This window comes from Candidatus Tectomicrobia bacterium, assembly GCA_016192135.1.
Classification (GTDB): Bacteria; UBA8248; UBA8248; order UBA8248; family UBA8248; genus 2-12-FULL-69-37.
The window spans coordinates 358879-379839 of record JACPUR010000001.1; the positions used below are offsets into that span (position 1 = coordinate 358879).

The window sequence follows — 20961 nt, forward strand, 5'->3', positions numbered from 1 at the left end:
TCCTGTCAACGGGCTGCGCCCGCGTGGGCGCGCTCGATTTCGGTGGCGGCGTCGAAAATCTGCTTCAGGGCCTCCGTGAGGCCCATCTCGACCTCGATGTATCTTCTCTGCTCGGCGATGGCGTCGAGCAGCGACGTCCGTCCCAGCTCGTATGTCTTCCACACGACGTCCAGGTTGCGGCGCGCGATTTCCCAAACGCCCCCTTGGTAGATCTCCAGCGAGCGCTTGGCGGCCTCGTACTGGGCCAGCGAGGCGGCCACCTCCTGGCGGGCGGTGAGCCGGGCGTATGCGAGCCGGCGCTCGGCGGACTTCGCCTCGGCCATCGCCGCGGCGATGTTGCCCTGGTTCTGGTTCCGGAAGGGGAGCATGATCGTGAGGCCCACGCCCACGAAATGGAACGTGTCCTCGATGTCCCTCATGGCGCCGGCTTCGGTCAGCCCCATGAGGTTGAAGCCCGACTTCATCCGCTGATAGCCCACATTGAAGCTCGCGTCCCACTTTCCTTCGGCCTTCTCCTTCTCGATCTTGGCCCGGGCCAGCTCCGTCTCCGTCCGGGCGAGGGCCACGTCCGGCCGCGCCTCGATTTCCGCATTCGGGACTTCCTTGCGCTCCAGGGCGGGGGGGAGATTGGACAAGGAGCCGTTGAGCGCGAGAGGCGACTCGGGAGCCATGCCGGCCAGCGTCTTGAGCTGCAGGGTCGCGATCTCTACGCGGCTCCGGAGAATGCGACGGCTCGCCTCCAGGCGGTTGACCTCGACCTGGAGCAGGCTCTCCTCGAGCGAGGGCGCGGCGCCCTTGCGCACCCGTTCGCCGAGGACCCCCTGGGCGCGCCGGTTCGCCTGCAGGAGCTCCTCCGTGAAGCGGAGATTCCGCCGGGCGGCCAGCACCTCGCCGGCCTTCATCCGGACCTCGGCCCGCATCTTCCGTTCTTTGTCGCTGAGCTGCTTCCGTTTCATCTCGGCCTCCCGCTCGGCGACCCCGACCCGGCCCTCCAGGCGGCCGTTCAAATCCAACGGAATCGTCACCCCGACCCCGACATTGTTGTCCGGGCTGTAGACGCTCTTTTGCCCGCTGAATTCGAGCATCGGGTTGGGACGGAGCCCCGCCTGCCGGAGCCGCCCTCCCGCGGCTTCCACCTCGGCGCGCATGGCCTGGATCTCCGGATTTTGCGCGAGGGTTTGGGTCACCAGCCCTTCTACGGTGAATTCGCTCTTGCCCTCCAGCGGCTGCGCGCCGGGCGCTCCCGCGCCCATGAAGGTCCATCCGAGGAATATCGAGACGAAGAGGAGCTTCCGCATCGCAGCCGCCCGCCTACCGGACCGGGACGGAGAGGCGCGCGGAGCCTTTCCCGGCGGGCCCGTCCCACGTGATGGTCACCTGCCGCGTGCCGGAATCGGGGAAGCTGATGGTTCCGAGATACTGTCCCGGTGCTTTGCCCGGCGTCAGGGAGGCCCCGGCGATCATGGGAGCCATCCCCGGCATCGCCATGCTCGTGCTGAGCGTGACCTTGCCCGCGTCGATGGGCTTCTGGTTCGCGGAGGACTTGAACTCCAGGATGAATGAGTTCTTCCCCTGCTTCCACTGGCCGGACTCGCTGAGAAGGGCGATGGCGACGTCTTTCGTCTTGTGGGAGCGGATGGGTTTGAGCTCCGCCCCCGAGGCCGCGCCTCCGGCGAGGGACACGGACAGAAAGAGAATTCCGGCGGCGATCCAGAGCGGGGAGCGGTTCTTAGGCATCGTGTTTCTCCTTTGAGTTGTGCGCCTGGCGGCCAGGCGAATCGAAGCTAGACAACGGCATCCTGCGACTGCTCCGCGCGCGCCTCCTCGTGCCGCAGCTCGCGGCTCCTGAGCCAATAGAAGATGACGGGCGTGACGATGAGCACGTGGGCCAGGGAGCTCACCATGCCGCCCAGGACGGGGGTGGCCAAGGGCTTCATTATCTCGGCGCCCGTCGAGGTGCTCCACATGATGGGCAGGAGGCTCGCCACGATGGTGGAGACGGTCATGACCTTCGGCCTCAGGCGAAGCAGTGCCCCTTCGATGACCGCCTCCAGAAGGGTCTGGGGGGTGAGGCGGCCGCCCATCTCCTCCCGCTTCCGCTCCACGGCCTCCTCCAAGTAGATCACCATCACGACCGCCGTCTGGACGGCCGTTCCGAACAGCGCGATGAAGCCGACCCAGACGGCCACCGAGAAGTTGTAGCCAAGGGCGTAAAGGAGGAAGACCCCCCCGACGAGGCTGAAGGGCACCATCAGGAGCACATGGGCCGCCTCGAGGAAGGAGCGGTAGGTCAGGTAGAGGAGCACATAGATCACCAGCAGGACGACGGGCAGCACAATCTGGATGCGCTCCTTCGCCCGGATCTCGTTCTCGTACTGGCCGCTCCACTGGAAATAGTACCCTTGCGGCAGATTGACCGCCCGCGCGACGACCGGCCGGGCCTCGTCCACAAAGCTCCCGACGTCCCGCCCCCGCACATTGAGGAGCACGGCCACCACGAGCAGTCCGTTCTCGCTGGAGATCATGGAGGGGCCGGCGACACTGCGGATTTCGGCGAGCTGGGCGAGGGGAATTTGCGTGCCGTTGGGGGCGGAGACGAGGACGCTGCCGAGCGCGTGCGGCGTCGCCCGGAATTGGGGGGCGTAGCGGACGCGCACGGGGAAGCGCTGCCGTCCCTCGATGGTCAGGGTCAGGTTGTTCTCCCCGATCGCCGTCTCCACGACATCCTGGATGGCGCCGATCGTGATCCCGTAGCGGGCCGCCGCCACCCGGTTCACGCGCACGTCCAGATAGGGCGCCCCGGTGACCTGCTCCGGATACACGTCGGCCGCGCCGGGAATCTTCCTGAGGACGTCGGCCACCGCCCTCGCCCTCCCCTCCAGGGTCTTGAGGTCGCTTCCGAATATCTTCAGGCCCACCTCGGAGCGGATTCCCGTCGAAAGCATGTTGATCCGGTTGATGATGGGCTGGGTCCAGATGTTCGAGACGCCGGGAAGGGTCGTCGCCTCGTCCATCTCGCCGATGAGCTTCTCCCGTGTCATCCCCGGCCGCCATTGGGACTCCGGCTTGAGGCTGATGATGGTCTCGGTCATGTTGACGGGGGAAGGATCGGTCGAGGTATCCGCACGCGAAACCTTCGCCACGACCGAGGCGACCTCCGGGAACTTCTGGATGGCTGCATTTTGCTTCTTGACGATTTCGGTGGCCTGGGGAAGCGAGACGGCGGGATCGGTGACGGGCATGAACAGCAAGTCCCCCTCGTTCAGGGGAGGCATGAACTCCTTTCCGATTCGGGGGAAGAGCGCCGCCGCGGCGATGATGAGCAGGAAGGCCGCGGCGATCGTCAGGACGCCGTGCCTCAGGGACCAGTTCAGGATCGGCCGGTAGAGCGCCATGAGAAACCGCATCACGATGTTGTCCTCCTCTCCCCGGATACTGCCCCCGATCAGCAGGCTGCACAGAACCGGCACAAGGGTGACGGAGAGGATGGTCGCGCCCGTCATCGCCAAGGTTTTCGTATACGCCAGGGGATGGAAGAGCTTTCCCTCCTGGCCGGTGAGGGCGAAGACCGGCACAAAGGCGAGGATGATGATCACCATCGCGAAAAAGATGGGCCGGCCGACGAGCCGGGTGGATTCCAGGACCGTCTCGAAAACCCGGCGGCGATCCTTCGGGTCCACGCCCCGCTTCTCCATGAAACGGTAGGCGTTCTCTGTGACGACGATGCCCGCGTCCACCAGAACGCCGATGGCGATGGCGATGCCCGCGAGCGACATGATGTTCGAGCTGATCCCGAAATAGCGCATGAAGAGGAAGGAGATCAGCACGGCGAGCGGAATCGGTATCGTCACGATGAAGATGGAGCGGATGTTCATCAGGAAAACGATGTTGATCAGGGTGACGACGGCGGCCTCCTCGAGGAGCGTCCACTTGAGCGTGTCGACCGAGCGCTGGATCAGCGCGGATCGATCGTAGAACGGGACGATTTTCACGCCCGCCGGGAGGCCCGCCTCTAGGTCCTTGATCTTCTCCTTGACGCGCGCGATCACGTCGATGGTGCTCACCCCGTAGCGGGCCACGACGACGCCCCCCACCGCCTCCTCGGTGCCCTTGACGAGGGAGCTGACCCGGAAGGCGTTCCCGATCTTCACCTCCGCCACCTGGCGGACGAAGATGGGCACTCCGTTTTCCGAGCCGACGACGATCTCTTCGATGTCCTTCACGCTCTCGATCAGGCCGAGCCCGCGGACCACGGACCACGTGCCCGCCGCCTCGACGACGTTTCCGCCCACGTTCCGGTTGCTCCGCATGACGGCGTCCACCACCATCGAGAGCGGAATGCGGAACGTCCGCAAGCGGTTCGGGTCGACGTCGATCTGGTATTGCTGGATTTCCCCCCCGATGCTGGCCACCTCGGCCACGCCGGGCACGGCGTTGATCTGATAGCGGATGAACCAGTCCTGCAGGGAGCGCAGGTCGCGCAGGGAGCGGCCTTTTCCCTCCACCGTGTACCAGAAGACGTGCCCCACCCCGGTCGCGTCCGGGCCGAGGACCGGGACGACGCCCTGCGGGAGGTTCTTGGAAACCAGGTTGAGGCGCTCGAGGACCCGCGTGCGCGCGAAGTAAAGATCCACGGAGTCCTCGAAAATCACGTAAATCATCGAGAAGCCGAACGCCGAGGAGGAGCGCACGACGCGCACGCCGGGGAGGCCCTGCAGGCTCACCGTGAGGGGATAGGTGATCTGGTCTTCGACTTCCTGAGGGGACCGCCCCGTCCAGTCAGTGAAGACGATGACCTGGTTGTCGGATAGATCGGGGATGGCGTCTATCGGCGTCGTCCGGAGGGCCCAGTATCCCCATCCCCCGATGAGGACGAAGAGGCCGATGACCAGAAAGCGGTTCCGCAATGAGACTTCAATGAGCCAGTTGATCATGAGTGACCTTCTTCAGGGCCCGTCGCATGACTCCAGGCCGGAAGTTTTTCCCTTGGCGGATCTTCTCAGGCGCCGCCCGAGCCGGGATGAATGTGGTTCCAGGGGTTCCGGCGCTCGGGGTTGCGAACTTCCCGGCCCCAGTGAACGAGGGCGAACGCCGCCACGAACAGGAGAACCGCGATCCCGAACGGCGCGAACTGCCAGAACATGATTCCCTCCTTGCGGCCGGCGGCTTCTCGGGTTTTTGGCGGAGAAAGGGCCTCCGGAGGCATCGGTTTCCCCGCATCCTGGATGAGGGCGCGGAGCCGGTCCGAGCAGGCGCTTCTTCGCCATGCGGGAGTGGCGTCGTTTCCCTCGCGGACCACCGCTGCCGGACCGCGCTCATGGGAGCAGATGCTCTCCGGGCGCGGCTGTTCCTTCACACGAGGAACAGGCTGCCGCGGACGCCTGTCGGGCGTCAGGCCTATGAGAGGAAAACTACGCCTGGAGGAGGAGGGACTTCGGAACGGGATCGGGGATTTGAGGAAGCGCCATCACCGGATTCTGGCTTGGGCGCGGCGCATAGGCTGCATAGGAATCGCGGAACTGCAGGGATTCGCCGGGGGAGGGAAACAGCATGCATATCCCGAGGGAGCATAGCTTTCCGGTGGTTTCGTGCATCGTGTTGGCGTCGTGTCCGGACGGGTGGGGCGTGCCCGCGTCATGGACCTCGGAGGAGGCCATGGCGCACATGGGCCGGCCCCCCGCGGCCATGTGAGAGGCCAGCGCGAACGGGCTCCAGAAAATCCAGAACGCCAGCAGCACAATCGCCGTTACGGTTCGCGTATACATACCCGCCTAATGTACGCCCTCACGATATGGCGTCAAGCGAAAAGGAATATGGGTCGGTATCCCTTCTCCCGCTCATGCGCCGGGCATTGGAAGCGTCGTCCCTGCCCGAGACTCTTTGGTTCTTAGTTGCAAATCCAGGGCCAACGAAAGGGCATGGCCGCGAGACTGAAGGAGGGCAGGCTTTTTCCCGGTCGTCTGGATTTGGATTGAAAGAAAGTGACGGAGGGGAGGGGTCTATCGAAAGATCGGACGAGGCGGGAACAGACATGGGCCGGCACTGGCGAGACATTTTGCCTCGCGCATATGGCCGGGTCCTGCCCTTGGGCTAGACCCTCACGGGTGCTTCCCAGCCACTGGTGTTATGCGGGCTGCCCTTGAGCACGGGGGCCTTTCTCACTTCGCTGCCACCCTATCGAGTTGCCGGTACTGGATGGCCTCGGCCAGGTGGGCGGGGGCGATGCTCGCCTCTCCGGCGAGGTCGGCGATGGTCCGCGCGAGCTTCACGCCCTGGGATGGGAAACCCAGGAATCTGGGGAGCGCCTCAAGGCCTACCGCTGGGCAAGGGGCCTGACCCAGGAGGAGATGGCCCGGAAGGCCGGGGGGACCCTGGCGAGATGGGAGAGGGGATGGGGAGCCCGCCCCTAGCAGATTTTGAGAGAGAGGAGATATGAGACAAAAGGCCTCATTCCCTTGGGGGTGACCCTACTCTATTTGGTTACACACTAGCGCTTCGGATTATCGGGTGACTCCAGCTATATTACACATTATCAAGCATTTTCCTGCCTTTCTTTTTTGTCGGCTTCGGGTTTTTGTGACTTTGATTCACCAGGCCGGCATTGGAACAGATATTGCCTGTCATTCCTAAGCCAGGGCAAATCAATTGGCTAATGCGGGGGGCGGAATGGTTGTCCGGTCATTGAAAGCGAAACTTTTCGTGGCCGTGGTTCTCCTGGGGGTATTGCCATTTTCTTTGAGCGTGGTGGTGGAGGCCTATCTGGCCCATCGGAGGCTCATTGCCGAGACGAGGGAGAGGCTGGCGACGGCTCCTCTGCCGGTTCTCCGGCGGATGGAGATTCTCCTCTTCGCCCGCTGGAATGATGTGCACCTCCTTTCCCATATGCCGCTCTTTCAGGATTCGGAAGGTGTGGGATATCAAGCCGCGATTCTGCGGCGCGCGGCGGATCTCCATCAGCCCGATGCCTGGCTGGCGCTGGCCAACGAGAGGGGGCGCATTCTCGCTTCCAGCGATGAAAAATTTATGGACACTGATGCAAGCGAATCCCGCTGGTTTCGAGAGGCGGGTAAGATATCCTTCCGCGATTGGAGGGAAGCCGCCCGTTCCATGTACATCAGCGAGCCTTATGTTCCCCCCTCCGGCGACGGGCGGCTGGTGATGTGTTTCAATTCCCCCCTATACGACACAGGGGGGCGCTTCCGAGGGGTGGTCCACAGTGAGATTAAGCTGAGCGCTCTGATCCCGTTCCTCTCCAGTCTGCGCATGGGCAAGACTGGGCGGGCGCTGCTCGTCCGGGGAGACGGAAAGATATTGCTCGACGACCAGAACCTCCTCCCTCCCATAGCGAGGACCGTCGCTGGCCATCCAGCCTTCGTCCGGGTTCTCGCGGGAGAGATGCCGGTGGTGCGCGACCGCGATCTCGATGGCGACGCCGCTCTCGTGAGCGCCTTTCCCATCAGAGGATTCGGGCAGTATCCTGGAGTCAAGTGGTTCGTTCTTGTTTCCCAGAAGGAAAGTGAGATATTCGCCCCAGTGAGATCCATGTTTCTCATTCACTCCACGGTGGGTCTTCTGGGGGTAGGTTTCATCTTCCTAGGAGGATTTTTCCTCTTCGACCGAAAGATCTCGAAGCCGGTGGGCCAGCTCATGGAGCGCGTCCACTCCCTGGAGACGCAGGGACCCATGCCCGAGGAAGACACAATGAACTATTCCGAGGATGAGATCGGGCGGCTGGAGCGCGCCTTCAGCGACATGGTCCACAGCCTATCGATAAAGGAAAAGGCCCGGAAGGAACTCCAGGAGCGGCTCGTCCAAAAAGAAAGGCTGGCCGCCATCGGAGAGATGGTGGCGGGGGTGGCCCATCAAATCAAAAATCCCCTAGCCACCATCAAAGTCGTGTCACAGGCGCTTAGTGAGGAATTCTCCTCTCATGCTTCTACCCAAGTCGCTCTTTCTCGGATTGACAAAGAGGTCAATCGGCTGAATCGCCTCCTGCGAGCATTCTTTGACTTTGCGGCGCCCGGGGAGCTCCAAAAGAGCCCGTGCGATCTTCGGGCACTCGTCCAGGAGGCGCTTGCCCAGGTGGAAGAGAAGCGGGTGGAAGCAGGCGTGGAGGTCAAGGAGAAATACGCTGGTCCATTTCCCCTTCTTTTGTTGGATCCGCAACAGATGCTCCAGGTGTTCATCAATCTTTTCCACAATGCGGTTCAAGCCATGCCGACAGGCGGTGTCTTGTCCATCGACGCCGGGGTGGACGGAGAAGGGGAGGGAGCGGCGCGCGGTGTAAGGGTCAGGGTATCCGACAGCGGGATCGGGATTTCGTCTGAAAATCTGGGCAAAATCTTCCAGCCATTCTTCACCACACGGTCCTCGGGCATCGGGTTGGGGCTTTCCCTCGTTTTCAAGGTTGTCCAGAAGCACGGGGGCGAGGTGCGCGCCGAAAGTCAGCCGGGGCGGGGAACCACATTCGAGCTTTTCCTTCCCTGCGGGGAGCCGCTTGCCGGTGCAGGAGGCCAGACCCGATGAAGAATTCATCTTACCCTAGCCGGCGGGAAACGATTGGCGCCACAGAGAGGGGAGAGAGCCCAGGGGCCGTCCGGTTCCCGCGCAGGGTGCTCGTTGTCGAGGACGATCAAAATTTGCGGGAGAGCCTCCGGGAAGTTCTGGAGAAGATGCAATGCAAGGTGGAGGCGGTGGAGTCGGGGGAGGAGGCTCTCGGGCACCTTCGAAGCCAACCAGTGGAGTTGATTCTACTGGACAATCGTCTTCCAGGCAGGAGCGGTATTCAGGTTCTGCGGGAAATCCGGGAGGCGGATGAGGACACCTTGGTCATCATGATGACGGCGTTTCCGGAGATCCGCATGGCGGTCCAGGCCATGAAGGAAGGCGCCTATGATTATATTCATAAGCCCTTTGAGCTGGAGGAACTTCGCATCCTGGTTGAAAGGGCTTTGGAAACCACGAACTTGAGGAACGAGGTGATCCGTCTGCGTCACATGAGCGGACTCCGGGAGACGGAAACCACGCTCTGGGGCGATTGCCCGGCCATGCGCGAGCTTCGAGACCTCATCCAGGTGGTGAGCCAGACGCCCGATACCACTGTGCTCGTCCAGGGAGAGAGCGGAACGGGAAAGGAACTCGTGGCCAATGCCATCCACACGCTTAGTGAGCGGTGCAAGGGGCCGCTGGTGAAGTTGAACTGTGGCGGAGTCCCCGAAACCCTCTTGGAATCCGAGCTCTTTGGCCATGAGAAGGGGGCCTTCACCGGCGCCGGGGCGGCCAAAAGAGGGCTCATGGAGCTCGCCGACGGGGGGACTCTTTTCCTGGATGAGCTGGATAGCATGAGCCTCGGCATCCAGCCGAAGCTGTTACGCGTCCTGGAAGAGCGTGCTTTCAGGCGCGTGGGGGGGATAAGGGAAATTCCCGTGGACGTCCGAATCGTCGCGGCGACCAACCGGGATCTGAAGGCGATGATCGCGAAAGGCGAGTTCCGGGAAGATCTTTTCTACAGGCTCAACGTGATGACCGTCTTTCTTCCTCCCTTGCGCGAGCGGGCAGGGGACATCCTCACGCTCGCCCATCTCTTCTTGGCCCGGCATAGTTCAAAATTGAGAAAAGAAATCACCGAGATCAGTCCCGCTGCCCAGCAGATATTGCTTCTTTACCCGTGGCCCGGGAACGTTCGAGAGCTCGCGAACGTGATGGAGCGGGCGGTGATTCTGACGCGAGGCTCGAGCATCCTGCCGATGCACTTGCCCATTGAAATGCAGCGTATCGATGCCCTTCCGGAGGCGGCCGGCCTGCCGGCCGATCTTTCCGAGACTGATTTATCGCTGGAGGCTTGGGAAGAAGCGCATATCCGCAGGGTCCTCGATCTCTCAGGGCGTAATAAGTCTGAGGCGGCGCGGCGGCTGGGCATCTCTCGTTCGACTCTCCTTGAAAAGCTGAAAAAAGCGCAGCTCCCAAGTTCTTTCCCTGAATGATTTTCAGTCAGGCGCCCGGAAATCGGGCGATCCGCAAAACCTCCCTGAAGTGCTTGCTCTCTCCGGCGAATTTCCCTGTCGCTCGTTCATGCTGTACGGAATTCGGCCAATCCTTCGGGAAGCGGGCCTCCCTCCCTGTGCGCCTTCGCCCGCCAGACGGCGGCCGGGCCCACTTACGAACCGCGTCAAATTCAGGGAAAAAGGCCTAAAAGAGCCTTTGGTCGTAAATTCTTTCCCCACCCCGCCCCCCGGCACCTCCCTTGCTCTTCCATGCGTAACTGAATCCGGGGTGCGCCCCCGTATGGATCGGCGCGGCCGGCAGGTCTGAAGAGGAGGCTCGATGATGAGGTATGGAAAGGTGTGGTTTTTGGCTTTGCTGCTCGGGGGGAGCCTGCTTCTGGCGCCTCCCGGAAGTCAGGCGGGCGGCCTCGACGCGGTCAAGGTAGGGGCGCCCGCTCCCGATTTCACGCTGCGCGATTGGAGCAGCGCCCAAAAGGAGCACACCCTGAGCGAGCTCAAGGGGGAAAAAGTGGTGGTGCTCCACTTCGGGAGCTCGAGCGACTGGGGCTATGTGAAGCAGATCGGCCCCATGAACGAGCTTTACAAGAAGTTCCGCGGGAAAGGGGTCGCCTTCTACACGATTTACGGCCCTGAAACGGACGGAAAATGGCAGCCCAAGACGGACTTCGACCGGCTCGAACGGGCGAGAGGCCTCCGTTTCGCCTACGGCCTGCAAACGCATGGGCGCATGCTCGTCCCTGTCCTGGCCGACGAACTCGACAACCGGACTTTCAAGGCCTACGGGGAGACGCCCAACAGCGTGATCATCATCGACAAGGAGGGGAAGATCGTCTCCAAGATGGCCAATGCGGATGTGAAGGCGGTCGAGAAAGCCCTCAAAAATCTGGTCAGTGAGTAGGGAGGAGAAGGCATGTCTAAGTTAACGCGGTTCGGTCTGGGCCTCGCCGCTCTCGGCCTTCTGGGCTGGGCGGTTCCGGGGCACGCGTACACCCGGGAGGAGCTGGCGAAGTACGAAGAAAAGGCCATGATGGCGCCCGAGTGGACCCTTCAAGGCATGGACGGCAAGACATATAGCCTCAAGGACTACCGGGGCAAAGAGTACGTCGCCATCCAGACCGGGAGCTCCACCTGAACGATGTACAACGCGCAGTGGTCTGCTGCGCAGAAGCTCATCAAGAAGTGGGACGGGCGCTTCAGCAAGCTCCCTCTCAAGATCTTCACCCTGTACAACCAGGAAGCCCACCTCGACTGGCAGGCGAAGACCCTCGATGAGCGCACCGAGCGCGCCAAATGGCACGGCAAGCTCTGCGCCCTGACCACGAGCCAGGAGCAGATCGAGTCGGTCGTCGTGGACAACCCCGACAATAAGACCAACATCGCCTACGGCCAGAATCCCAACGGCATCACGATCATCGATCCGGACGGGAAGATCATTTATTACCGCGACTGGTTCCGCTACGGCGAAGTGGACAAGTTCTTCGAGGATCTCTTCAAGAAGAAGACGGCGAGTCAGTAATTGATGTCAGAACCCTTCACCCGGGTTGTTCACGCGCCCGGGTCGAAAGGACATAAACCCGCTCTTGGCTTTCACCGAGGGCATGAGGTGCCGGGCGATGAGACAAATCTTTCGGATGTTGAGCGGTGTTTGGATATTGGCGCTGGCGCTCGGTCCCGCCGGCGCGGCGGCGGCGGAGAAAATCCCTCTCGCCTACAAGGGCCAATCGGCCGCTCTCAGCTACCAGATCGACGTGAAGTCCCACCACGTGGTTTTCGACCATGGCGGGGGCGGCTGGCGCGGAAAAACCCCCGAGCGCTCCCATCACGAGATCCTGAACTTCGATCTCAAGTCGCAGAAGAACCCGGGCGGAGTGTTGAGCCAGATCAGCACCTTCACCGGCGTCAACGGCAAGGGTTCAAAGCTTTGGGGGAAAGAAGGCGATGTGCCCGTCCTCTGGCTCAAGCGCGAACAGATCGTCGGCAGCAGCCAGCTCATGGACATGGACGCCCTGGGGAAGGTGGTGAAGGCCACCGGCGCCCCCCATTTCATGTCGCCGGGCTATAAGCAGAAGCCCGACCCGGATGGGCCCCCGATGGACCTGTACCGGGTCCTGACGATGATTTTCCCGCAGTTTCCGGCTAAGGCCGTCGGCGTGGGCGACTCCTGGGTGGTGCGGGACAGGTTCATCGTCGGTCCCGCCGAGGACAAGGCCGACGCGAATATCCAGCAGCGGAGCCACAAGCTTGAGGCCAAGATCCGGCGTGACTTCCGCCTCACCTTCAAGGGATTCGAGGAGCAGAAGGGTTACCGGGTGGCGCGGATCGCGTTCGAGGGCAAATTCGGCACCGACATCAAGGGAATCGAGCCGAACAACGGCCACTACATCACCGCCACGGGCACGGCGGCGGGGGAGTTCCTGTTCGCCCCGGAGCAGGGCCTGCTGGTCGGGGCCGACTTCAAAAGCAAGTTCGACTTCAGCTACGCCACCGACGGTGTGCTCGTCGGGTACTACCTCACGCCCAAGGAGCGGATCAGCCTCCTTCTCGAGGACCGGACGACCCCGCCCATCCCTTGGCGCGCGGAGCAGCAGGTCCGGTTGGAATTGAAAAAGCAGACGGCGGGTATCGATCCGTCCGTGAAGAGAGCGTCCCGCTAGGGCCTTGGCGTGAAGGGGAGAAGAAGGATGTGGAGCCGGCTTGTTAGGAAAGCGGCCGCCGTCGCGGGATCGGCCCTCCTGATGGTTCTTGCGGCCACGGGAACCCAGGCGGCAGGTGTGGGCGAGCCGGCTCCCTCCTTCACCCTCCTCGACGCAGTTTCGAAGCGGGAAATCCGGCTCCACGAGTTCCGGGGACGTACCGTGGTGATGTGGGTGTGGGACACGGTTTGCCCCCTCTGCCTGGACGAAGGCAAAGCCATTGACCAGTTTATCGCCGGGCGCCCGGACCTCGCGGGACTCCTCGTCATCGAGCGGGGCGACGAGATGGATCTCGAAATCGAGGGGCAGATCTACCAGCCCCGGATGCATCTCCTGGTGGACAAGAAGGCGGCGGTCGAGAAGAGCTACGGCCTCACCCGGCTGCCCGTGCTTATCATCGTGGATCGGACCGGGCGAGTTCGATACCGGGGATCGTACGACGGGAATTGCCGGCTGGCGGAGCACATTGCCCGCATCGAGGCCGCAACGGTTTTACGTGGCTGCCTGTGACTTTCAGGAGAAGGAAATGATCGTCTTGAATCGCCTCAAGGGGGCAAGTCTGGCGGGCCTCTTTCTGCTCGGGCTGACAGGTCTCGCGCTGGCGGCCTCCCCGCCGAAGTCCAAGGAGCCGCAGAAAAAGGCCGCCAAGGAGGCCGTCGCGGTACCGGGCGCGGCATCGGCGGACCCGAGGTGGAGCGAGAAGCACCGGAAATATGAAGAGAAAAACTGGGCATTCGATATCGTGAACGGCAACATCCGCTTCTCCCACGGCAATCACAAGAACCGCGACCGGTGGTTCCGGGCCTACTTCCGGCAGGGGTACTCGTGCGGAATCTGCCACAGCACGGCCGTGCCCCAGGATGACGGAAAAGGGTATGTGAAGATGAGCAAGGGGGACCCCCTCGCGACGGTTGAGGATATCCGGGACGCGAAGGACGAGGCGTACGCGTATGGGGTATCCATGCTCACTTGCTTGGGCAACTGCCACAACGGCTTCACGGCGCCCAACAACTGCGACTGGTGCCACCTGCCCCAGAGCAAGCCGATCAAGGAAGGGCAGAAGGAGATCAAAAAATGGTAAGGGGGAAAACGCGCTGGTTTGCCTGGACGGGGGCCCTCCTCCTGTCGGCGTCCCTGGGCTTTATGGCATTCCAGTATCTTTTCGCCCCGGCCGGAGAGAGTGCCCCCGACCTTCGCCTCCAGAATCTCGCTGGTGAAGAGATTCGCCTCTCTCAGTTGCGGGGGAAAACGGTGGTGGTCAATTTCTGGGCCACCTGGTGCCAGCCTTGTGTTTACGAGATTCCAGAACTGGCCCGCTTCTCCGAGTCCCAGCGCGACCGGAACGTGGTCGTCCTCGGGGTGGCCATGGACAAGAACGTGGACAAGGTGCGGGACTTTGTCCAGCGGTTCAAAGTCTCCTATCCGATCGTGATCGGAGATATCGCCACCGCCCGGCTTTGGCAGGTACGGGGGCTTCCGATGACCTTCATCATATCTCCGGCGGGGAAGGTCGATCGGGTAATACCGGGAGGAATCACCCAGGCCGCCTTGGAGGCGGCCATCCGGCCGCGTGCGGGAGGAGCCTCCTGATGCATGCCCGGCGGGATTTCCGGAAATTCTTCTCGGCCCTGTGCGCGGCCCTCATGGCAGTGGCCGTGTCGCCCGCGCCCTCGCTCGCGGTGGAGCTTTGCCAGCAGGCCCCCAATTTCAAGGCGTACGAGGTGGTGCAGGAAGAGGACTTCGACTTCCACGCCTACCGGAAGGGAAGCGTGACGCTCTTCTGGATCTGGGATTGGGCCAAGGAGTGCCCCGTCTGAGGGCCGGCGGGGAAGGCCCTCGGTGAGAGGGTCCAGCGTTTCTCGAAGCGGGGGGTCAAAGGCGTCCTCCTCGTCGAACGGGCGGATGAGAAGATGGTGGCCCTCGCAGCATACGGCATCTTCGGGGACAGCGTGCCCTACGCGACGGCGGTGGATCGCGGAGGAAAGACGGCGCGCGCGTACGGGCTCGATCCCGATCGCCTTCCCGCTATCTTCATCCTCGATCGGGCGGGCCGCATCCGCTACATCGGTTTCGAGGAAGACGTGAAGGCTCTCCTCAAGCAAACTGATTCCGAAATTGACCGCGTTGCAGATGCGCTCCTGAGAGAGAAGGGGCGGGATGCGGCTGACCTCCAGGGGATAAAGGGATTCAGTCCCCGCTGCGAAACAAAAGGGAGATCGTAAGATGAAGGGCTTCCGCGGCCGGTGGGTGGCGGCAGGGGTGCTCGCCGCAGTCGCCTTCTTGCCTTTCCAAAACCCCGTCGTAGCGCACGCGGAAACCGCCTCGAAGGGCCCCGCCCTCGATGGGGAGCGGCTGATACGCGATCTCAACTGCGCGGCCTGCCACCAATTGGGAAAGGGCCTCAAAAGCTCCTTTCCCGAGAACCACCAGGTCGGGCCGGATCTGAGCCACGAGGGAGAGAAGGTGCGCCCGGAGTGGCTCTTTGACTTCCTGAAGGATCCCCGCCCTCTCCGGCCTGGAATCGAGGCCCGGATGCCCAAATTCCGGCTCTCCGACGAGGCCGCGCTCGGCATCACGCTTTATCTCTCTTCGCTTCGCCCGAAGGGCGCCGCCGCCGAGGCGGATTCGCGCCGGAAGCCTTCACCGCCGTCCCCTGGCCATCTGGCGGAGGGGAAAAAATATTTTGACGACCTGGAGTGCGCCAAGTGCCATTTCCCGCCCGGCCAGCGTCCGGCGGCTGGCCTTTCCGTGCAGGAACTGGGGCCCGATCTGGGCCTGGCGCGCGCCCGTTTGAATCCCGACTGGGTTCTCCGCTGGCTCAAGACTCCTCAGGCGATCCAGCCCGGGACCAAGATGCCCAATTTCTTCTATGACGACGCCGGCCAGCCCCTCGACGAGAACGCCGAGAAGATGATGATCGGTGTGCGGGATTATGTGATGCAGGCTGGAGAGGCGAAGCCCTCCCCGAACTTCCGAAAGGCCCTGGAGCGCCTCCCTTGGGTGACCGTGGCCCGCGGGCGGGAGCTCATGGTGGAGCTCAACTGCGTGGGCTGCCACCCGGTGGAGGGCCTCCCGAAGCCGAAGAAGGTGGGACCCGCCCTCGCCTTCGAGGGGGACCGGGTGAAGCCGGACTGGCTCGCCCAGTTCCTGCGCGAGCCGCGGGTCATTCGTCCGATGGAGCCGGCCGCCATGCCCGACTTCCGGCTGTCGGGGGGCGAAGCGGCAGCCGTCGCCGAGTTCATCGCAGCCCGCTGGAAAGAGGAGGCCCGCGACGCTTCGGCGGTGGGAGAGCAGAGCCTGACGGCCGCCCTGGCCGTCAAGGGAAAGAGCATGTGGGAGCAAGAGCTGGGCTGCTCCTCTTGCCACCGGTTCGGAGAGAAGGGCAGTATCGGAGGGCCCATCCTCACCGGCCTAAGCGAGCGCCTCAATCCCGCATGGCTGTTCCGTTGGGTGAAAGATCCCAAGCACTTCCTGCCCAACACTCCGATGCCCAGGGTTCCTCTCACGGACGATGAGGCGAAGGCGATTGTGGCCTATCTCTTCAGCCGGAGATAAAGGAGCGCCGACGTGCCGGTTGCCACAGTAGGCCTGACGACGGCGTTTGCGGCCGGGCTGCTCTCCTTCCTTTCTCCTTGCGTTCTGCCGCTGGTTCCTGGCTACGTGGCCTTTATCTCAGGGGTTTCCCTTGAGGAAATGGAAAAGGCGGTAGACCGGACGCGGAATATGAGGAAGGCGGTAGCCGCTTCCTTGCTCTTCGGGGCGGGTTTCACGGTCGTTTTCGTCCTCATGGGCGCCACCGCCACTTTGGCGGGGCAATTCCTCTTCAGCCGGTTCCTCTTTCTCCAGCGCGCGGCGGGGGTTCTTATCATCCTCTTCGGACTTCATGTCCTGGGGATTCTCCCGATTCGCTTTCTGTACCGGACGATGGCGGTCACTGTCGAGCGGCGCTCCGTAAGTCTGGGGGGAGCCTTTTTCGTTGGGGTGGCCTTCGCATTCGGATGGACGCCCTGCATCGGCCCCGTCCTCGCGGGCATTCTGGCATTCGCGGGCACCCAGCAGACCGTTCAGGAAGGAATGCTTCTGCTTTTGACTTACTCTTTCGGGCTCGGCATCCCTTTCCTCCTCACCGCCGTAGCCATGAACATGTTCCGGACGGTCCTCCAGCAGGTGCGCAAGTATATGCGCCATGTGGAGCTGGGCAGTGGCGCCCTGCTGATCCTCATCGGTGTTCTCATCGCCACTGACAACCTGTCTTGGCTCGCTTACACGCTGGGCATACCGGGAATCGCTCAATAAATCTCTTTTTCACCTTCCCGCCGGCCTGTCGAGCTGCCGGTACTGGATGGCCTCGGCCAGATGGGCGGGGGCGATGCTCGCTTCTCCCGCCAAGTCGGCAATCGTTCTCGCCAATTTCAGCACCCGGTGGTAGGCCCTGGCCGAGAGGCCGAGCCGCTGGACGGCCATCTGGAGGAGCCTTTTTCCCTCGGCGTCCGTCCGGCAGAAGCGGTTGACGAGGGCCGCCCCCATGTGGGCGTTGGAGTGAATCCCGGTTATTCCCTCGAAGCGGGCGCGCTGCACGGCGCGGGCGGCCTCGACCCGGGCGCGGATGGCTTCTGAGGATTCCCCCTCGGGCTCCTCGGCCAACTCCTTCCAGGGCAGCCTCGGCACCTCGATGTGGATGTCGATGCGGTCGAGCAAGGGCCCCGAGAGGCGCGAGCGGTAGCGCTCGACCAGCTTGGGGGTGCAGGAACAGGCCTTGGCGGTGTCTCCCAGGTGGCCGCACATGCAGGATTCCGTGGCTCTTTGGGCGGTTCCGGTTCAAAGCCACGAAACCGGTTTCGTGGCGGTACCCGAAAACCCTCGATTCCATTGGCGATCACCTCCGGCGGGTCCGCCTCGACCGGGGGCTGCTCCAAAAACAGGTAGCAGAGCAGCTTGGCGTGAACGCCCAGACGGTCACCAATTGGGAGCTGGGCCGGACGCCGCCAGATTTGCCCTTCATTCCGAAAATTATCCAGTTCCTGGGATACACCCCCTGGGACGGAAAGGCCCGAGCGCCCGGCGAGCGCCTGAAGGCCCTCCGGTGGAGTCTAGGAATGACTCAGGAGACGATGGCTCGGCGGCTGGGGATGGACCCCACCACCCTGGCGAGGTGGGAGAGGGGAGAGAAAGGACCGACGGTCAAGAAATTCAGATGGTGCGTTGAGACCATTTTTCTGCTGACCGGGGTACCCCTTACTGACGGAGGCGCTCCCGGTGCCTGACCCAGGAGGAGATGCCCGGGGGCTGGGGGTGGACCCGGGGACACTGGTGAGGTGGGAGAGGGGGAAGGGGAGGTCGGGGGACGACTTCAAAAAGCATGATCGCCGGATTCCTGGGCTTCTGGCGGGGATGATAACCTTCAAGAAACTTAAAGGCCTCAGCCCGGAGTCTCAGAAGACGGACCGGCGGGCGAGGGCAGATGCTCCTCCTTGCGGAGAGGCAGCCGGATGATGAACGCAGTTCCCCTCTCAGCTTCGCTCTCCGCCCAGATTTTCCCGCCATGAGCGTCGACGATACCGTGCGACACCGAAAGGCCAAGACCGGTGCCTTTGTCCTCGGACTTCGTGGTGAAAAAGGGGTCGAAGATCCGGGGCAGTATGTCCGGAGGGATCCCCGTCCCCGTGTCCTCGACCCGTAGCTCCATCCAGGCCTTGCCGTCTTCTGCCAGGGTCCGCGTGGACACCGTCAGCGCGCCGCCCTTGGGCATGGCGTCCAGGGCATTCTTGAAAAGGTTGAGCAGCACTTGCTGTATCTGGTATCTGTCGCCGTCGACCACCCCCTCGGAGTCCAGGTTCAAGGTCAGGCCCACGCTTCCCAGCCGGAGTTCGGACTCCAGCGGCCGGATGGATTTCTGAATCGCTTCGTTGAGGTCGAAGGGCTCGAACTGGGGCGGTTCATCCCGGGAGAGGCGCCGCATGTCGTCGCAGATCCGCGCGATCCGCTGGACGTTTCGGACGAAGACTTCCGCGGTCTTCCATTCCGGTGAGCCCTCCGCGCTCTCGGCGAGCATCCGCTGCGCATAGAGGCCGATGATGTTCGCGGGGTTCAGGATTTCATGGGCGACGCCTGCGGCCATGGTGCCGAGCGAGGAGAGCTTTTCCATGCGGACCATCACCGCATGATTTTTCTTCAGCCTTTCGAGGGCGTCGGCCAGCCCGGTGTGCGCCTCGGCGTTTTCAAACGCGATGGCCACTCCCTCGGCCAGCGCCGTGATCACGTACAGGTCATCCTGGGAGAATCGCCGGCCCGGCTCCGCCAGGCACGACAGGATCCCGATGAGCTTCCCGGCGCGTGTTTTCAGGGGGACGCCGAGGAAAGTCCCCACCCCTTGTTCCTTCGCCCAGTCCCGCCTGACCCATGACGGGTCGGAGAGGACGTCGGGGACATACACCGTCTCACCTGCCTGGGCCGTCCTGCCGATCATGCCCTGGCCGAAGCGGTACCTCATACCCCTTTTTTTCCGGAGGTCCTGGTAGACGCCTTTCTCTGTTTGCAGGACCAGCTCGTCTCCGTCCACGAGAAAAACGGCCGCGTCCCGCAGGGACAGCGAGTTGAACGCCGAGTCCACGGCGAATTCGAGGACGCGGTCCGGCTCCAGGCTGGTGCCGATGATGTGGGTGAGCTGCTGGAGGGTTTTCAGGCGATCGATCAGCGCCTCGCGCTCGGCTTCCACCCGCCTGCGGTCCGTGAAATCCTCCAGGATCGCGATGGTGCCGGCAGGCTCCCCGCTCCCGCCGGGCAGGAGACTGGTCGAGACCCGCAGGAGAATGGGGGAGCCGTCTTTTTTCCTGCGCTCGACCTCGACCCCTCTCAATACCCGTCCCTCGCCCACTTTCCGGAGGTTCTCCCGGAACTCGTGCATCTTCTCCTCCGGCACGTACGGAAGGAGGCGGCCCACGGCTTCCGCCGCCGTCCATCCCAGCAGGCGCTCCGCCGCGGGATTCCATAGATAGACAATCCCTTCCATGTCCGTCTGGACGATCGGGAGGGGAGAGGACTCGATGAGCGTCTCCAGGGATTCGGTGGTTCTCCGGAGTGCCTCCTCCGTCCGCTTGCGCTCGGTGATGTCCTCGAGAATGGCCAGCACCCCCGCCGGATTTCCGGCCGCGTCGGTGACCGGCGCGCTCGAAATCCGGGTGTGGATGCGGGAGCCATCGTTCCTCTGCAGGGGGATCTCCAGGCCATGCATGGGACGGTCCGTCACCGTTTCCTGGATTCCCTGCAGGAAGCGCTCCAGCGAATCCTCCGGCACGTCCGGGGGAGTGCGTCCGAGCGCCTCCTCGGCCGCCCAGCCGAACGTGTCCTCGGCGGCGGGGTTCCACAGCGCCACGCGGCCTTCGCGGTCCAAGTACATGATGGGAAGGGGCGCCGACCGGATCAATTCATGAAGCATCTGAGACGACTCACTTGCTTTCTGTTCCGCTTCCCGTGTGGCCGTGCGGCTTTCTTCCAGGGCATGGAACTGCCGCCCGATGACGCTCTTGAAGTAAAGATATGATGGAAGGGCGGCGGCTATGGCGAAGGAGATGTTCTCCAGGAATTCATCGGCCACGAAGAAAGAGGAGGGCAACGAACCTTGCAAGAAATGGTGATACGCCCAATGAAGAATGGAAGCGGTCAAGAAAATCAGAAGGGCAAGAAAAAACGCCTGGGCCGATGGGCTGAATGCGGTTCGGTCCCCGCGCGGGGGCAAATGTCCATCGCTTCCCTTTGAGGGTTCCTCCGGCATCGTCTGTTTCCTTTCCGGGCGCTGTCTAAGAAATCCTCCTTCCCCGCTTCCGGGTCAAGGCCCCAGAGGTCGCAACTGATTTGGCCGGCCTTTTTGTCCGCTTGGCAGGCCCCGGCACAGAGATTTCACGCCCCCGCAAAGCCTTGAACTTGCGGAATTTTACGTTTGGGACAAAATTATCTCAATGTGTTCCGGGAGGGTTACTCGTCCGCGTGGGAAATTCTATAAAATGATGCAATTACGCTGGAGCGAATCCACTTTCTCTTACTATAATGCCCGCGTTCCTTGGGTCTTTCGGCGCGGGAATGTAAGCGGGTGAGAAGAATGAAGCGAGTCGATATATATAGGAAAGATCCGAGGGAGAGCGTTTTGGCTTTTGTAATTGACGGCATACGATTTGCTCTCTCTCTCTCTCTCTCTCTCTCTCTCTCTCTCTCTCAATAATAGCCTTGCCTCTTTAATCCGCCCGCCGTTGGGCGGAATCTTTGCGGCG

Annotated in this window: 20 protein-coding genes and 2 pseudogenes; 14 read left to right on the top strand and 8 right to left on the bottom strand. The window is 62.7% G+C overall.

Going from position 1 to position 20961, the window contains the following annotated elements; translation table 11 throughout:
* Positions 1 to 5: 5 nt before the first annotated feature.
* From HYZ11_01640 to HYZ11_01665, 6 genes are all read right to left on the bottom strand, one after another.
* The gene (locus HYZ11_01640; protein MBI3126293.1) at positions 6 to 1298 is read right to left on the bottom strand and encodes a TolC family protein; all 1293 of its coding nucleotides are present in this window, start codon (positions 1296 to 1298) and stop codon (positions 6 to 8) included.
* 13 nt (positions 1299 to 1311) lie between these two features.
* Complete coding sequence (locus tag HYZ11_01645) at positions 1312 to 1737, bottom strand: FixH family protein (protein MBI3126294.1); 426 nt, start codon at positions 1735 to 1737, stop codon at positions 1312 to 1314.
* Between the two features lie 47 nt (positions 1738 to 1784).
* A complete protein-coding gene (locus tag HYZ11_01650; GenBank protein MBI3126295.1) occupies positions 1785 to 4934 on the bottom strand; it encodes an efflux RND transporter permease subunit in 3150 nt (1049 codons plus the stop codon).
* Between the two features lie 65 nt (positions 4935 to 4999).
* Positions 5000 to 5143, bottom strand: a complete 144-nt coding sequence (locus HYZ11_01655) for a hypothetical protein (protein ID MBI3126296.1) — start codon at positions 5141 to 5143, stop codon at positions 5000 to 5002.
* A 268-nt stretch (positions 5144 to 5411) separates the two neighbouring features.
* Entirely contained in the window at positions 5412 to 5765 is a 354-nt protein-coding gene (locus HYZ11_01660) for a hypothetical protein (GenBank protein MBI3126297.1), read from the bottom strand.
* 393 nt (positions 5766 to 6158) lie between these two features.
* The gene (locus HYZ11_01665; GenBank protein MBI3126298.1) at positions 6159 to 6434 is read right to left on the bottom strand and encodes a hypothetical protein; all 276 of its coding nucleotides are present in this window, start codon (positions 6432 to 6434) and stop codon (positions 6159 to 6161) included.
* Positions 6435 to 6699: 265 nt separating this feature from the next.
* On the opposite strand from HYZ11_01665, the gene HYZ11_01670 reads away from it, so the two are divergent.
* The 13 genes and pseudogenes from HYZ11_01670 to HYZ11_01730 all read left to right on the top strand — a co-directional run bounded on the left by HYZ11_01670 (position 6700) and on the right by HYZ11_01730 (position 16993).
* Positions 6700 to 8526: a hypothetical protein gene (locus HYZ11_01670; GenBank protein ID MBI3126299.1), complete on the top strand. Its 1827-nt coding sequence runs from the start codon at positions 6700 to 6702 to the stop codon at positions 8524 to 8526.
* The gene (locus tag HYZ11_01675) at positions 8523 to 9983 is read left to right on the top strand and encodes a sigma-54-dependent Fis family transcriptional regulator (GenBank protein MBI3126300.1); all 1461 of its coding nucleotides are present in this window, start codon (positions 8523 to 8525) and stop codon (positions 9981 to 9983) included. The genes HYZ11_01670 and HYZ11_01675 overlap by 4 nt, the downstream gene beginning before the upstream one ends.
* Positions 9984 to 10323: 340 nt before the next feature.
* Entirely contained in the window at positions 10324 to 10902 is a 579-nt protein-coding gene (locus HYZ11_01680) for a redoxin domain-containing protein (GenBank protein ID MBI3126301.1), read from the top strand.
* Between the two features lie 12 nt (positions 10903 to 10914).
* Positions 10915 to 11136 (top strand): hypothetical protein, encoded by a 222-nt coding sequence (locus HYZ11_01685; GenBank protein MBI3126302.1) that lies wholly within the window; start codon positions 10915 to 10917, stop codon positions 11134 to 11136.
* 3 nt (positions 11137 to 11139) lie between these two features.
* Positions 11140 to 11520, top strand: a complete 381-nt coding sequence (locus tag HYZ11_01690; protein ID MBI3126303.1) for a hypothetical protein — start codon at positions 11140 to 11142, stop codon at positions 11518 to 11520.
* Positions 11521 to 11617: 97 nt separating this feature from the next.
* Complete coding sequence (locus HYZ11_01695; protein MBI3126304.1) at positions 11618 to 12658, top strand: hypothetical protein; 1041 nt, start codon at positions 11618 to 11620, stop codon at positions 12656 to 12658.
* A 27-nt stretch (positions 12659 to 12685) separates the two neighbouring features.
* Positions 12686 to 13207: a redoxin family protein gene (locus tag HYZ11_01700; GenBank protein ID MBI3126305.1), complete on the top strand. Its 522-nt coding sequence runs from the start codon at positions 12686 to 12688 to the stop codon at positions 13205 to 13207.
* A gap of 16 nt (positions 13208 to 13223) precedes the next feature.
* Positions 13224 to 13778, top strand: coding sequence for a hypothetical protein (locus tag HYZ11_01705; protein MBI3126306.1), 555 nt, complete (start codon positions 13224 to 13226; stop codon positions 13776 to 13778).
* Positions 13772 to 14287 (top strand): TlpA family protein disulfide reductase, encoded by a 516-nt coding sequence (locus tag HYZ11_01710; GenBank protein MBI3126307.1) that lies wholly within the window; start codon positions 13772 to 13774, stop codon positions 14285 to 14287. Before HYZ11_01705 ends, HYZ11_01710 begins: the two co-directional genes overlap by 7 nt.
* Complete coding sequence (locus HYZ11_01715) at positions 14287 to 14514, top strand: hypothetical protein (GenBank protein MBI3126308.1); 228 nt, start codon at positions 14287 to 14289, stop codon at positions 14512 to 14514. The genes HYZ11_01710 and HYZ11_01715 overlap by 1 nt, the downstream gene beginning before the upstream one ends.
* 12 nt (positions 14515 to 14526) lie before the next feature.
* A pseudogene (locus HYZ11_01720) lies at positions 14527 to 14919 on the top strand (redoxin family protein).
* Position 14920: 1 nt separating this feature from the next.
* Complete coding sequence (locus tag HYZ11_01725; protein MBI3126309.1) at positions 14921 to 16252, top strand: c-type cytochrome; 1332 nt, start codon at positions 14921 to 14923, stop codon at positions 16250 to 16252.
* 12 nt (positions 16253 to 16264) lie between these two features.
* Positions 16265 to 16993 carry a cytochrome c biogenesis protein CcdA gene (locus HYZ11_01730; protein MBI3126310.1) on the top strand — a complete coding sequence of 243 codons (729 nt, stop codon included), beginning with the start codon at positions 16265 to 16267 and terminating at the stop codon, positions 16991 to 16993.
* A 9-nt stretch (positions 16994 to 17002) separates the two neighbouring features.
* Here HYZ11_01730 and HYZ11_01735 read toward each other — a convergent pair whose 3' ends face one another.
* Positions 17003 to 17482, bottom strand: coding sequence for an ATP-binding protein (locus tag HYZ11_01735; protein MBI3126311.1), 480 nt, complete (start codon positions 17480 to 17482; stop codon positions 17003 to 17005).
* A 5-nt stretch (positions 17483 to 17487) separates the two neighbouring features.
* On the opposite strand from HYZ11_01735, the pseudogene HYZ11_01740 reads away from it, so the two are divergent.
* Positions 17488 to 17724 (top strand): annotated as a pseudogene (locus HYZ11_01740) (helix-turn-helix transcriptional regulator).
* Positions 17725 to 18116: 392 nt separating this feature from the next.
* On the opposite strand, the gene HYZ11_01745 reads toward HYZ11_01740, so the two are convergent.
* The gene (locus HYZ11_01745; GenBank protein ID MBI3126312.1) at positions 18117 to 20132 is read right to left on the bottom strand and encodes a PAS domain S-box protein; all 2016 of its coding nucleotides are present in this window, start codon (positions 20130 to 20132) and stop codon (positions 18117 to 18119) included.
* Positions 20133 to 20961: the final 829 nt, after the last annotated feature.